Below are 13,527 nucleotides of genomic sequence, written 5' to 3'. Positions count from 1 at the left end.
GAAATAGAAGCAAAATGCAACATGTAATTGAATTATTGAAAGAGAAAATTGGCGTTCACGAAAAGGTTCAGAATTCTGTATTGAAGTACGCTGACCCATGGAAAAATAATCATTATGAGGTTTTGTCCGATATTATTAATGAAGAACTTTCGGAAAAAATACCTCACGAAAGTGAAGAGTTTTTCTCGTTGGGAAACAGTATTTCGCCTATCACATTGAAGCGCTTGTTTGAAGGACAGGTGAAGGAAAGTGCATTCACGGATTTGAGATTTTTGAAGACTTTGGAAAAGATATGTATTTTTTTGAATTATACTAATCTTAATGTATTTATTAGCATCCATCAAAGTTCAGAACAACCTCAGAAAATACAATCCAACCCAGAAGATTTCGAAGAGGGGAAAAGACTAATTTACGAAGGAGCTCGTAGAGAGTTTGAGGAGATGTCTAAGACTCCTAATATTAATTTGAATGTTTTTGACGACTTAATTATTAAAGATTCTCCTTATCTCAAAAGAATTGAACTTTACCTTGCCAAATTGATGGTTCCAGGATTAGAGTTACTGATAGACATGAGTAATTTTGAAATTTTTAATTACGAGCTTAAGACGTGTACCGATGATCTGATGATTATCAATACCGATGAACTTTGGACTTTAATCTTTAAAAAAGAAGACAATCACCATCCCTACCACAAAAAGGGAGAACAGACCTATTACTTCAAAAAGCAGGAAGGGAAGTGGATGATTTGGGATAACTATAATCCAGATTTAGAAGATGTTATAAAAACAAGAAAACCCTCAGAACAATAGTTTTGAGGGTTGTTATGACATCTAAGTCATCGTGTTTTTTTTGTTTACAAGTGTTTTTTTATTATCACTCGTGTCTTTTTCTTTTGCAAAGATGAGGAGAAATCCAAACAATAGTTAAACTTAAATTCGACTTAACATAATCTTAAGTTTTCGGGTTTAAGATTGTTTTTCAAATTCGTAAATTTGCCCTATGAATCAAGACACAATCTGTGCATTAGCAACAGCGAATGGAGTAGGAGCAATCGGAATTATTAGAATTTCGGGTGAGGATGCATTTAAAATCACTAACAAAATTTTTGAAGGAAAGAACCTTGAAAAAGTTGAATCGCACACGGTTCATTATGGATACATTGTTGATCGTGAGATGCAAGACATGAGACACGAGACACGAGATAAATCTGTCGAAAATGATACACAGAATTTAGAAACCATCAACCATCAACCATCAACCAACAACGAAATCATCGACGAAGTCATGGTTTCCGTCTTTAAAGCACCGCGAACGTTTACCGCTGAAAATTCCGTTGAAATTTCATTTCATGGTTCGCCTTATATTGCTAAAAAGATTTTAGAGGTACTGATTAAAAACGGAGCTCGAATGGCAAAAGCGGGAGAGTTTACCATGCGCGCTTTTATGAATGGTAGAATTGACCTTTCCCAAGCTGAATCCATTGCTGACCTAATCGCTTCCGAAAATGAAGCTTCCAGAAAAGTCGCTTTACATCAATTAAAAGGTGGGATTACACAAGAGATCTCCTTGTTAAGAGGCGATTTACTCAATTTCACTTCTTTAATCGAATTAGAACTTGACTTTGCAGAAGAAGATGTTGAGTTCGCAGACAGAACTGCTCTCAAGAATTTAATTCAAAATCTAAAATCTAAAATTCAAAATTTATTAGAGAGTTTTAAATATGGTAATGCAGTCAAAAACGGAGTTGACGTTGCCATTATAGGAAAGCCAAATGCGGGAAAATCAACGCTTTTGAATGCTTTGCTGAAAGAAGAACGTGCCATTGTTTCGGACATTGCGGGTACGACAAGAGATACGATTGAAGAAGTTTTGCATATTCAAGGAAATGCTTTTCGTTTTATTGACACGGCAGGACTTCGAGAAACCACAGACGTAATCGAAGAAATAGGCGTTAAAAAAGCAAAAGAAAAAATCGCTTCAGCAAAAATCCTACTTTACCTCTATGACGAGCAAGATTCGACACCTGAAGAAGTTATTGATTTTGTAAAAGAGTTTTATCGCGACGACCTTGAAATTATTCTGCTCCACAACAAAATTGATTTATCTGGAGGTTACTTTGAAAATGAATTTGACTTCCAAATCAAAAATGATCTTTTCCCAGATTATACCTCACAATTCATTGGAATTTCTGCCAAAGATCAAACCGGAATTGAAGCGGTAAAGCATGCCCTTATTCATTACATTGAAAATCTAAAAACCGACGAAAGCAATACCGTAATTTCTAATCAGCGTCATTATGAAGCTTTACAAAAATCTTTAGATTCTGTACAGCGTGTTGAAGATGCTGTTTCAGGAAATATACACACCGAATTATTAGCTTATGAACTTCGCTCTGCTCTTGAACACCTTGGTGAGATATCTGGGGAATTTACCAACGATGAAGTCTTAGGGAATATATTTTCTAAGTTTTTTATCGGTAAATAGACTGTGTTTCAGATTGTATATAGATTGCATTTACAATAATACTAAAATCCTTTTAAATAATACTTTAAGAGGATTTTTTATTTTTTTTGATTTCTATTTCAAATTGAAATTTACAATTTTTATACATTTTATTTGATTCTATTTTGTTACTATTGATTTTAAATGGAATAATAATTGTATTTTTATCATTAAAAAATGTTACATTTTGAAACAGCGAGAAACATGGGGAAACAATTTGAAACATTTTTAAGGCGAAATTAAAACCTATGGAAGTCAACAAAATTTGTCAATTCTGCGGAAATAAATTTGTAGCAAAGAAAACTACTACAAAATGTTGTTCTGATGACTGTGCTAAAAAATTCTACAAACAAAGAAAACGTGATGAAAAAATACAAGGAAGTAATAAAGAGTTTCAAGCACAGGTAAATGGCTATAATATTGAAGAAATACAAAAGAAAGAATATCTTTCTATCAAAGAAATAATGCTTCTATTAAATATTAGTCGAACTTCAATTTATCGAATGTTAAAAGACGGTAGATTAACTAAATTAGAAGGCTTTAAATCGGTTAGAATTAGAAAAATAGACTTTGATATGTTATTTATACAGAAAGAAGAAAATTGGCAAGAAAAAGCCTATGTTTTGCCTTACTTCTGTGATGATAATTATTATACAATCAATGATGTTTTGGAAAGGTTTAATGTAAGTTCGGGTTCGTTTTATTATATGTGCAAAAGACACAATATTCCGAAAATTCCAATGGGTAAGTTTGTTTATGTACCCAAAGATTTGGTAAATAAAATTTTTAGCTATGAGTAGTAAAGTGAATGTTCGAAAAAAAATGGTTAAAGGGAATAAAAGTAATTTGTATTTAGATTTTTATCCACCCGTATTTAATAGAAAAACAGGAAAATATACTCGTCATGAAAAGACGTCTTATTTTATTTACAATGATTTCCAAAGTGAAGTACAATATTACGACGACACTAATGGAAAAAAGCAATCTAGAGTAGTCATAATAAAAGATAAAAAAGGGAGTCCTAAAAAGTTGACTCTTACATCTGCTCAAAAACTTCACAATAAAGAAATTTCTGAAACAATAGAATTATATCGTTCAAAGCGTTTTAAAGAGATTACAAAATCTGAAATATTTTCCGAAGCTGAATTAAAATCAATTGATTTAGCTGAAAATAAAAAAAAGATTTTCACTGAATATTTTAGAGAAAAAGCTGAAAAAACAACAAAGTCAAAAGGAGCTTGGAATGCTTGTTATGGATATTTTGTAAAATATTATGGAAATGTTTTGTTTAGTGATATTAACTCAAATCTAATTGAGGAATTCAAGAATAAACTACTTAACTCTTACCAATTGAGGAGTACAAAACATAAAATAAAGAGAAATACAGCCGCAAGCTATTTTATACGCTTTATTCAGGTGTTAGAAGTAGCTTACAAAGAAAATTACTTGTCTGAAAATTTTAAAGACCGAATTGATTGGATTGAGGAAGAAGAAGTAATGAAAAACTTTTTGACATTTGATGAGTGTAAAGTACTATTTACAACAGATTATCCCGATGAAACATTACGAAAATATTGTATGTTCGCTTTTCTTACAGGTCTGCGGTATAGTGATATTAATAATCTGAAATGGGTGGATGTAGTTGAACGAGAAGGTGTAGATTATATTAATTTTCAAATGAAGAAAACTTCCACTTTTCAATATCACCCTATTTCAAAGGAAGCTTTACAATTAATGGGAGAAAGAAAATTTAGATATGAATTTGTTTTTGATAGAATTGCTTATCATTCACTAAACGACAATTTAAGAAAATGGTTAGCAAAAGCAGAAATAGAAAAAAGTGTAACATTTCACAATTTTAGAACTTCTTATGCAGTTGCACAATTAGAAGCAGGTGCAGATATTTATCTAATTTCTAAGATGTTAGGGCATAAAAATGTTACTACCACAGAGATTTATGCTAAAATAGTTGATAAAAGAAAGGCAAGTACCATTAATAACATAATTTTAGGAATATGATAGATTTTGTGCCAGGTTATGATGATGATTTTATATTTTCATCTCTGTTTCAGCATTATCAAGACGATTACACAGATGCGAGCATTTTTGCTACTTATCCTTTTTCTAAGTTTCGCTATTTTTTTGGGAATAGAAACGAGCTAATACAAAAGGGGGTCAATCTTGATGAAACAAAAATTGAAAGGTTTGATATGTTCAGAAATATATTTATCAGAGGAGATTATTTTTATCTTATCGCCTATCACTATTTTACTAATGTCAAAGATTATCAGTTTGACTATAAGGTGGAAGGGCGAATAAGAATTGAGGATGAAAATGGAAATTTAAAGATTATTTCTTTTTTTGAACTACTATACAGAGCTTTAGCAGATGAAAAAGTTAAATCTATGACATTGCTTAGACATGAATACATATTGTCTAAAAATAAACATCTTTATATTAATAAACTTACAGAAATACTGTTGACAGATTACAACGACTTAGATGATGCAATACGAAGAGAAAGAAATGTGTTTGCTAAGTATGGTATTACAGTGAAGGAGATGTATTTAGAGACGTTTAGACACTTTTATTCCAACTTTGTAGATTACCTATCAAAAGATAATTTTAATGCTTTAAAAAACTTAGTATATCCTTCAAAGAAAGAGGTTCAATCTTTCAAACTCGCTCCAATTAATAATTTTCGTAATTTAAATGATAATGAGGCTAGAGCCAAGATTTATACTTCTTTTCATAAATCACTTATTGATAATGGCTTTATTTCTGATATTTCGACCATTGAACAGATTGAAGACCTATTTTGTAATAAAAGAAGAGAATTGCCTAAAATAATATGGCTTAAGGATGTAACAGCTTTAGCAACATTTTACATAATTATGAAAGAAGAAAAGATTGTACAAGGTACTGATGGGCAACACTGGAAAATTCTATCTGATTATTTCATTCTAAAAGATGATTCTGAAATTTCAAGAGAAGAACTTAAGATGAAAAAGAAGTCAACTAATTTTAGAACTTTAGCGAAGTTGAAATGCACCTTTGATTTTATGAAAATAATTGTTGCATAATCTTCACTCCACCTTTGAAAATTTTTTTATTTTTTTTTATTTTTTCGGATAAAATCGTAGTTTATTAATCATACTGAAATTTATTTAACTTTATAATTAACTCGTAATCAATAATTTAATGCTCCCACTTCAAGGTGGGAGTATTTTTATTATTTCCATTTCCGCTAAGTTCTTGATGGAAAGTGTGCATGGATAAATATACCATGTTGGCGAAAACCAGCCTAAGTAAAGCCCTCGAATCTATAATTGGGGAAATGGTACAGAAAAAGGTAACCGAACTTTTTTCTGTTTATACAGAACAACAAGTTGTCACAAACCAAGTAAGTAATGCAAAGGAAATTCTAACAGCCAAAGATGTTGCGGTACTTTTAGGTATGAATGAACGAGTTATAGTTCAAAAGATTAATTTGGGATTAATCCCTGCTTACAAATGCAAGATTACCAATAAGTTTCTTGTTTTGAAGAATGAGTTAGTCAAAGAGATTACTTCAGGAACAAAGTACAAAACAGTATCAATGATTAGTACAGAAGTCAATCGAGAGTTTGATAGTAGAAAATATGTTCAATCTTAATTCTTAAAGATATGATAGATTACCTAAAGGCATATTTTCCCGATAAGAATGAAATCTTTGAAATTATGAAAGAAAATTATTCTCTTGAAAAAATTAGTTACTCACGATTTGATAAAGTTAGTAATGAATATGTATTGTATGAGACTTACAAAAAAGGGTTTGAAAACATGGAATTGAAAATCACTAATCAAAGAGCGTATATTCACAACTCATTACATCGCTTTTATAATAAGTTTGTTCACGGTATTGATGGGAACTATAATGATTTTAATTATTCTTCTCTTGTTAAATCAGTTGATTTTTTAGAAGAGCAAATTAAATTTCCTGCTGATAAAATTGAACTTGCGCAGGGTTTGGAATTTGGTTTGAATATTAGAGTGCCATTTGATTTAGACCACTTTATTCTCAATGAATGTGTTCTTTATAATTTTTGTCCTGCATCTAAAATTCCTCCTCCACATGCTGAACAAGTTTATAAAGAATTTGAAAAAAGTAATTATAGATTGAAGATTTATCATAAGGGCAGGCAACAATGTAATGGAGATAATATCTTGAGAGTTGAGGTTAAATTTATGGATAAAAGAGATTTTAATAGAAAAGGAATTTGTATGCTAAGTGATTTAAGGGATAGAGATAACCTCATTTTTTTATATCAAAAACTATATAGCCTTGTAAGTTTCAAATTAATGTGCGTAGATGATATTGAGAATCAGCAATTTTCAAGTTATTTGAAAAACAAACTTCATAAATATTGCTCTCACAAGTATTGGGCAGAATTGAGTAAGGATAAATTCAAAATGGAATCAAAAAGAGTCCATTATTATTTTGAAAAACGTAAATTGTTAGAACATAAAAAAATGTTGTTAAGCCTTATGAATAGTAAGATTGAAGAATTGTTAGATAGTTAGTTTACGGTCATTGTATAGATTAACGTAAAAGAAAAAGCAAGACTAAAATGTCCTGCTTTTTTTTGTTTTCTATTGTCATTTTTATTTTCTTCCCTCAAAAGGATTTGTTCCCTCTCTCATAAAGACAGTCCCAACCTTTTTGTACTTCATTTCTTTACCTTTAACGCAAAGAATATAGATGCCGCTCCCAAACCCATTTTGAGCCTGTAATATAGTCACTTCTTTAATGTCAACACCATTGTCAATTGAAACAAATTCCTTTAACCTCTTATTTTTTATTGGCTCTTTGAAGTTCTCGGGAACTTCACATTTTTTTTCTTGTTCATTTTTTGCTTCTTGTGCAAAAAACAAGGTAGGCAAAGCGAAAGCAATTGCAAAAAGTATTTTTTTCATATTTCTAAAATTTTAAGATTATTCCAACAAGATTTCCATCAAATATTTTTAATACATTTCCTTCATTTGAAATATAAATGTACTGTGGATTAATTGGGTCAAAAGGTTGAATTTGTCCATTAATCTCTTTTACGACAGTATTTAATACTCCTTTGTCGTGCGGAACAGATTGTAAAACGTAATATATCCCGCTGTAATTGAAATAAGGGAATATTTCTAGTTCAAACCTATCCAAATAGACTTTCGCTTTTGCCATTTGAATAGTTTTGAAGAAAATATCATTAGTAAATTTAAAACGATTGTAACTAAAAAGAAATTTTAATTCTTCCATTTAATATTTTTCTTTTAATTAAGGCAGGATTTTACAGAAGTGACAATTATAACTAATATTAAAGCAAAAACAATTGCAAAGCTTATAAAGTCACCAAAATGAAGTCCTGCTTTTCGCCCTGTAGGAAATATTTTATTTGCTATTATGTTGTTCCTAATATGAGAAGGTTCAATGAAATTATTTGTTTTTATATATTCTACTGCTGAACATAGTACTTCAAGTGTAAATAAACTTTCACCTTTCAAATCATCCTTAGAATTGATTCTGATTTCTTTTATTAACCCAAATATTTCTTTAAAAAAAGAATTAGGATAATATAATCCTTCACTTGATGGAGAAATTATCGAATCATGGAATATTTTCTGAATGTCATATGATTGCGAAATCACCCTTGCATAATCACTATATTTTATTGTTTGTAAATTGGAATTTTTATCTTCAAATAAGATTTCGCAATGAAAATTAGCTTTTAAGAAAAGCAACTGTTTTGAAGTACTCATTTTTTAATCATTTAATGTTTTTATAACAAAAGAAGCAAGTGGTTCTCACTTGCTTTTAGTCTTGAAGGCTCGGCAAAAGCCTATACTACATAAAAACAGGATAAGCCACTTGCCATTAGACAAGTGTGCTAACTGTTTGCATTTTGTAGTATTTAGAATTTTGCCGATTCTCAAGACAAAAGCAAAAGCTTTACACTTTATTTTTTCGTTGATGTTGTTAGCACAAATTTAACAAATTTTGTGCCTTATTTTTATATAATTTTATGGTAGTCTTAAATGGTTATTGGTTAATGATTGATATATGTAATCTAAAGTTTCAGTTTCAACCAATTTAGATAGCCCCAAATCAATTAATTTTCCTTTTAAAACCTGCCCCCAAGTTTTCTTATTCATTTTGGTATAAAGTTCTTTTAATTCTTCAATTTCATCAAAGATTATCTGCTGTCCAAAACCTAGCTTTTGTAAATGTAGGAGAATTTTATCTATTTTTTCATTAATTTCATTTTTATCAGAACTAATTTTTTGATAATCGTCATCTACAATTTCCCTTTTTTCTTCAATATAGATTTTCCCATTCAAACTTATTTTTGCTTGCGGGTCTTTCAAATGCATTACTTCTATTAAACCACTATTTTCTAGTGAATCTGCAAACTGTCTATCTTCCCCGTGTTCTTTTAATTTAATCCCATTTAATTCTAAAATTAGAGAAATTGAGTGGAAACGACCATTGTCCAAATCGTAAAGTTTTTCCAAAATGAGTTCTAATTTTTGTTTTATTGTAAAGTTCACTCTATCGGCAACTTTTTTTGATTCGGGGTCTATAATGGCATCTGAAATCCTAATTAAATCTTTAAAATATTTCAGAATGCCTACTTTTTCTAATAATTCATTATTAATAGATTTTTTAAAAATTTCATTTTTATTTTCTTTTATTAAATTTTGAACATGATAAGCAATTGGTTTTGCTTGTTTAAAATTTTTTGTGAATAAATTATTTTTCTCTCCCAAACTTTCATCAAGAAAAATGATTGCTTTTGATTTCCATTCTTCAAATTTTTCATTCAATACAGAATAATCTATTGTTCTGTGTTCTATTTTAAGATTCTCCCCCTCAATAATAATCTCTCCTATTTTTTGTTGAAATTCAACTAGTTCTGTTATTAATCTCATAATTTATTTTGCCTCCTTTAAAAACCATTCTTTGTTTATTATACAATTTTCACTATTTGGGTCAGGAATTGGTTTTGTTACTTTAACTTGTAATGGCATCGGAACACAATTTCCAAATATTAATACTTCTCCAGGTGTAGCCTGTTTTATTTTAGATACATAATCTTCTGAAAAATAGGGTAACACTGAATAAATATATCTCATATCAATTTCGTTTTGAATACGATGGATGAGGTAATTTCCACATTGTGAAAGAACAGTTTGAGAAAGTTCCGATGGTCTTTGTGACGAAATAATTAAATAGAAAGAGAATTTTCTACCCTCTCTAGCAATTCTCTCAAAAATGTTTTCTTTTATTATATATTCAGTATCTTTTTTAATGTATCTATGTGCTTCATCTAAAACTAAATGGATAGGTGCTTTACGCCGTTTATTACCCTCTTGAGCTTTTCTGTAATCAAATATTAATCTACTGATTACACTTGTTGTAAGTTCCAAAATATCATTACCTACTTCGCTTGTGTCAATTATTATTAATTGGCTTTCATCCTTATTTCCAAGACTGAAAATCTTTTCTAAATAATCATTTGCATTTACGAATTTAGTTTCACTCTTCATAAATTTGCAGTCAGGATTGAAAAGAAAATAATCTAGCCTAGTTAGCATTGTTGAAGTAAATTCTCTTATTCTGTAATTCCCTCTTCCTTCTTCTTCTAATAATACTAATTCCGTGGCTATTTTTAGAAATTTGAAGTCGTAAAATTGACCGCTGAATAATTTAAAATCATTTATTGCCTGAGCACTTTCTTCATTTATATCTAATTTTGAAACAAAACTGCTTAATTTACTTTTATTGTCTCCAAAAGAGATGTTTGTACAATCTAAAACTTCATCCAAAAAAGAAATTATGTCGTTATTTTCAAAATTAATTTCCAAACTAGAAATAATTTCCCTAGATTTTATGACTAGACCTCTCGCAGCAGTCATTTTGGCTGTGTCAGAATCGATATTCCCAAGTATATTTGATAAAATATTTCTAATTTTCCATTTAAAATAATTTGAGTATTCCTCTTTACTTGAATTATCAAACATTTTATAAAATTTGTAACACTCTTGTAATACTTTATCCCAAAAAGGTTTTTGAGTCCTGTCAGATGCTAACAAGAATGCTAACCATTCATCCAAATTCATTAAATAATATGGTAAAATAAATTGATTTTGCTGTTCTGAATTCGGTTTATAGTATTTAAGAGCTTTATCAGAAAATAAATTGATGGAAAATGCCGAATTGTATTCTCCGTTTACATCAAACATAATAACCTTGCCACCTAATGCTGAACGATTTTCTTTTCTAAAAACTTGTTGAAAAATATGAGAAATGGTGTTCGATTTACCACTACCACTATTTCCTAAAATTGCTGTATGAATGTTAAAAAATGAATTAATATCAATATTAACAGTATAATTAATCAAATTTTTTGAATATCCTAACTCAATTGAATTGTGGACATTATCCTTTTTTTGTTCTGTTTTAGGAGATAGAATCTTTTTCACATCATCAAAAGTAACAATAGCAACATCTGCATAAATAGATGGGAAAATACCAACCCCCATATTAAAACAACCATCATTATCAAAAGTTCCAATAGGTTTAATTATTAATTCTCTTGAACTATCTAAATTGAAATTAGAAAACATCTTAGTTTCAGTATTGTGGTCTAATACCGCAACTACTTCACATAAAATTGATTCTCCAATTGCATTGCTAGTTTTTAAATAGCTACCGATATTTCCAAAATAATAGATTTGTCCACCTATATTTACAGTTGAATTTTTTGTAGTGTGAAATAGTTTCACTTTAAATTTATCGTACTCAACAGAAATTACCTTTCCTATATTCATTATTTGGTCTTTATTGAGTTAATAAATTCACTTAATAAATTGTCTTGAGACTTAAAAGCATCAATATTTGGTAGCAAATTATTTACTATATAGTAAAAATAATTTATTTTTTCTCCCTTGTACTCACCATAAATGTTGATAATTCTATTGTCCGCAATCTCCACAATTTTATTGTCTATTTTTCCAAAAACAACAACATTTATTGTGGAATTTATGGCTAGTGCTTGAAAAATAATATTATTAACATGTTCATCGCTAAAACTGTAACCAATTACAAATAGAATTGTGTGCGGTTCTAATAATTTTTTTTGAAATTCCCTAAATAATTCAACATATGGACTTCCAAGACTTTTATTTTGCTTTGTTGGTGTTGGGTAAATCAGCACGTTTTCAACTCCTTTTTCTCTTTTTGGCGTATTAGTTTCTTTGATATTAAAAAAAGAATTTGCATTAGTGTTATCCTCAACCCAATTAATAGAACCATGAATTTTATATAGATAAACCATATTTTCAACGGGTTCAAATTTTTCAATGCTTGTATCCATTCTTTTGGAATAAGTGTAATTGAACAGAGCGGGATTGAAATACCTGTTTATTCCTCTTGAAAAACCGTTAATGTAGTGAATATTAACACTATCCAAAGCATATTCATTAAATAAATCATTGTTGGTAGTAAAAATATTTAGCCGAGATAAATCTTTATTTCTTAAAGCAAGTTTTTGATAAAAGGTTTTGTATAAAATTAAGTTATCCGAATATTTTGAATCGTCCAAATCAATATTTATTTTGTCAAAAATTTCTTCTTCAATTATATTTATCAATTCAGTCATTTTTTTCAATTCAGCATTCTTTTCATTCACTGTTTCATCATAACTATTAAATTGATATATCCTGTAAGAATATAAGATACCAAGAATATCTTCAAGATTTTTTTTATTTTTTATTCTTTCTCCAATTTTTTGAAATTCCTCAGAATATTCTTTATTCTCAGGGAGTTTTAAACGACTTACAACAGCTTTATACAATCCTTCCATATTTGGTATTGCTCCAACACTTGTCCCTGAACCAAAAAGAAAATTAATGTTCTTCATATTGAACATTTCTTTAATTTTTGATTTAACGATTTTTATTTTATCGTCATTTTCTTCTTTTTCAAATATTGAATTGCCCCCTTGATTAAAAAATATTTCATCAGCCATAAATTTGTTTTTTTAACAAAGCTATTCATCTAAATTTTCTTATGCAAATATTTTAACCCACGACCCTTTATGTTAAAAATGGGGTGGGATAAATGTAGTTTTTGTTAGTACCCCCCCCATCAACAAAAAGCGTATAGAGAATAAATGAAAATGGTTTTGCCATCTACTTTTAATGCGACTGTAATTATATTGTTGATTATCAGTTATTTAATATCAAAAAAAAATAATGGAATAAATTCGAATTTCAACCAAAATGGTATAGTTTTGGTCGCATTAAAATTATAAAAAAGCCCATCAATACTGGCATACTGATGAGCAAAATGTAAAATAAACCTTAACACTAATTAAAAAAGTTGAAGAAAGTTATTATGGAAAGTTTTCAAGTGACGAAGATTTTGCAGAAATTCTTCTATATGACACAGGAGCAATACCAAAAGATTTACCAAACTACATTTATATTGATTGGGAGCGTACTGCGAGAGACTTAATGTTTGACTATTCAACCTGTAATAATTTCTATTTTAGAAATATTTAATTTTTTAATAATTTCTTATTAACAGGGTACTACAGACCTCGCAAAAAATAAATTATATTTTAAAAGAAGTCATATCTTCATTTTTATGAAATACATTAAGTGAACCAATCTTATTTTCTTATATAGTCTATATAGATAATATAATCTTTTTGAATGATGATATTGTTGTTAACATTTCAATTAGTTTTTGCGGAAAGTTTTGCATTTTGTGGTATTTTCGTTTCTATATTGTTAATATATTTTATAAATACCTGATTATCAATACATACTAATTATGTATCGGAAAATAGGCGTAGTCTCCGCAAACCCTCTCACAGAAAGGGGAAACAGAAAAATTCCTTATTTTATGAGAGTTCCAAAAGAGATTTTATTTTCCTTTTGTTTCTCTTGGATGGTTTTTATTGCCAAAAGTTGTATTGATTATTTATTGAT

14 protein-coding genes are annotated in these 13,527 nt (G+C 29.1%); 8 read left to right on the top strand and 6 right to left on the bottom strand.

What is annotated here, in order from left to right:
- Positions 1-14: 14 nt before the first annotated feature.
- From AC4AGG_RS05745 to AC4AGG_RS05715, 7 genes are all read left to right on the top strand, one after another.
- Positions 15-809: a hypothetical protein gene (locus tag AC4AGG_RS05745; protein WP_489771035.1), complete on the top strand. Its 795-nt coding sequence runs from the start codon at positions 15-17 to the stop codon at positions 807-809.
- 190 nt (positions 810-999) lie between these two features.
- The gene (gene mnmE / locus AC4AGG_RS05740) at positions 1,000-2,484 is read left to right on the top strand and encodes a tRNA uridine-5-carboxymethylaminomethyl(34) synthesis GTPase MnmE (RefSeq protein WP_489771034.1); all 1,485 of its coding nucleotides are present in this window, start codon (positions 1,000-1,002) and stop codon (positions 2,482-2,484) included.
- A 266-nt stretch (positions 2,485-2,750) separates the two neighbouring features.
- Positions 2,751-3,302, top strand: coding sequence for a helix-turn-helix domain-containing protein (locus AC4AGG_RS05735; protein ID WP_489771033.1), 552 nt, complete (start codon positions 2,751-2,753; stop codon positions 3,300-3,302).
- Positions 3,295-4,521 (top strand): tyrosine-type recombinase/integrase, encoded by a 1,227-nt coding sequence (locus AC4AGG_RS05730; RefSeq protein ID WP_489771032.1) that lies wholly within the window; start codon positions 3,295-3,297, stop codon positions 4,519-4,521. Before AC4AGG_RS05735 ends, AC4AGG_RS05730 begins: the two co-directional genes overlap by 8 nt.
- Complete coding sequence (locus AC4AGG_RS05725; protein WP_489771031.1) at positions 4,518-5,585, top strand: hypothetical protein; 1,068 nt, start codon at positions 4,518-4,520, stop codon at positions 5,583-5,585. Before AC4AGG_RS05730 ends, AC4AGG_RS05725 begins: the two co-directional genes overlap by 4 nt.
- Positions 5,586-5,773: 188 nt before the next feature.
- Positions 5,774-6,157 carry a hypothetical protein gene (locus AC4AGG_RS05720; RefSeq protein ID WP_489771030.1) on the top strand — a complete coding sequence of 128 codons (384 nt, stop codon included), beginning with the start codon at positions 5,774-5,776 and terminating at the stop codon, positions 6,155-6,157.
- Between the two features lie 11 nt (positions 6,158-6,168).
- A complete protein-coding gene (locus AC4AGG_RS05715) occupies positions 6,169-7,065 on the top strand; it encodes a hypothetical protein (protein ID WP_489771029.1) in 897 nt (298 codons plus the stop codon).
- Between the two features lie 81 nt (positions 7,066-7,146).
- On the opposite strand, the gene AC4AGG_RS05710 is transcribed toward AC4AGG_RS05715, so the two are convergent.
- The 6 genes from AC4AGG_RS05710 to AC4AGG_RS05685 all read right to left on the bottom strand — a co-directional run bounded on the left by AC4AGG_RS05710 (position 7,147) and on the right by AC4AGG_RS05685 (position 12,560).
- Positions 7,147-7,458: a hypothetical protein gene (locus tag AC4AGG_RS05710; protein WP_489771028.1), complete on the bottom strand. Its 312-nt coding sequence runs from the start codon at positions 7,456-7,458 to the stop codon at positions 7,147-7,149.
- 4 nt (positions 7,459-7,462) lie between these two features.
- A complete protein-coding gene (locus AC4AGG_RS05705) occupies positions 7,463-7,714 on the bottom strand; it encodes a hypothetical protein (RefSeq protein WP_489771027.1) in 252 nt (83 codons plus the stop codon).
- A gap of 89 nt (positions 7,715-7,803) precedes the next feature.
- Positions 7,804-8,289, bottom strand: a complete 486-nt coding sequence (locus tag AC4AGG_RS05700) for a hypothetical protein (RefSeq protein ID WP_489771026.1) — start codon at positions 8,287-8,289, stop codon at positions 7,804-7,806.
- A gap of 261 nt (positions 8,290-8,550) precedes the next feature.
- The gene (locus tag AC4AGG_RS05695; RefSeq protein WP_489771025.1) at positions 8,551-9,459 is read right to left on the bottom strand and encodes a hypothetical protein; all 909 of its coding nucleotides are present in this window, start codon (positions 9,457-9,459) and stop codon (positions 8,551-8,553) included.
- A gap of 3 nt (positions 9,460-9,462) precedes the next feature.
- A complete protein-coding gene (locus AC4AGG_RS05690; protein ID WP_489771024.1) occupies positions 9,463-11,361 on the bottom strand; it encodes an ATP-binding protein in 1,899 nt (632 codons plus the stop codon).
- Positions 11,361-12,560 (bottom strand): SIR2 family protein, encoded by a 1,200-nt coding sequence (locus AC4AGG_RS05685; RefSeq protein WP_489771023.1) that lies wholly within the window; start codon positions 12,558-12,560, stop codon positions 11,361-11,363. The genes AC4AGG_RS05690 and AC4AGG_RS05685 overlap by 1 nt, the downstream gene beginning before the upstream one ends.
- A gap of 343 nt (positions 12,561-12,903) precedes the next feature.
- On the opposite strand from AC4AGG_RS05685, the gene AC4AGG_RS05680 reads away from it, so the two are divergent.
- The gene (locus tag AC4AGG_RS05680; RefSeq protein WP_489771051.1) at positions 12,904-13,095 is read left to right on the top strand and encodes an antirestriction protein ArdA; all 192 of its coding nucleotides are present in this window, start codon (positions 12,904-12,906) and stop codon (positions 13,093-13,095) included.
- The last annotated feature ends 432 nt before the right edge of the window (positions 13,096-13,527 follow it).

This window comes from Chryseobacterium sp. CG10_8 (assembly GCF_058117085.1).
Note: the sequence above shows the minus strand (reverse complement) of the source record. Positions and strands in the feature narration are given on the sequence as shown.

Coding starts and splice junctions, on each gene's coding strand:
- AC4AGG_RS05745 (WP_489771035.1), top strand. CDS start 15: ATGCAACATGTAATTGAATTATTGAAAGAGAAAATTGGCGTTCACGAA.
- mnmE (WP_489771034.1), top strand. CDS start 1,000: ATGAATCAAGACACAATCTGTGCATTAGCAACAGCGAATGGAGTAGGA.
- AC4AGG_RS05735 (WP_489771033.1), top strand. CDS start 2,751: ATGGAAGTCAACAAAATTTGTCAATTCTGCGGAAATAAATTTGTAGCA.
- AC4AGG_RS05730 (WP_489771032.1), top strand. CDS start 3,295: ATGAGTAGTAAAGTGAATGTTCGAAAAAAAATGGTTAAAGGGAATAAA.
- AC4AGG_RS05725 (WP_489771031.1), top strand. CDS start 4,518: ATGATAGATTTTGTGCCAGGTTATGATGATGATTTTATATTTTCATCT.
- AC4AGG_RS05720 (WP_489771030.1), top strand. CDS start 5,774: ATGGATAAATATACCATGTTGGCGAAAACCAGCCTAAGTAAAGCCCTC.
- AC4AGG_RS05715 (WP_489771029.1), top strand. CDS start 6,169: ATGATAGATTACCTAAAGGCATATTTTCCCGATAAGAATGAAATCTTT.
- AC4AGG_RS05710 (WP_489771028.1), bottom strand. CDS start 7,458: ATGAAAAAAATACTTTTTGCAATTGCTTTCGCTTTGCCTACCTTGTTT.
- AC4AGG_RS05705 (WP_489771027.1), bottom strand. CDS start 7,714: ATGGCAAAAGCGAAAGTCTATTTGGATAGGTTTGAACTAGAAATATTC.
- AC4AGG_RS05700 (WP_489771026.1), bottom strand. CDS start 8,289: ATGAGTACTTCAAAACAGTTGCTTTTCTTAAAAGCTAATTTTCATTGC.
- AC4AGG_RS05695 (WP_489771025.1), bottom strand. CDS start 9,459: ATGAGATTAATAACAGAACTAGTTGAATTTCAACAAAAAATAGGAGAG.
- AC4AGG_RS05690 (WP_489771024.1), bottom strand. CDS start 11,361: ATGAATATAGGAAAGGTAATTTCTGTTGAGTACGATAAATTTAAAGTG.
- AC4AGG_RS05685 (WP_489771023.1), bottom strand. CDS start 12,560: ATGGCTGATGAAATATTTTTTAATCAAGGGGGCAATTCAATATTTGAA.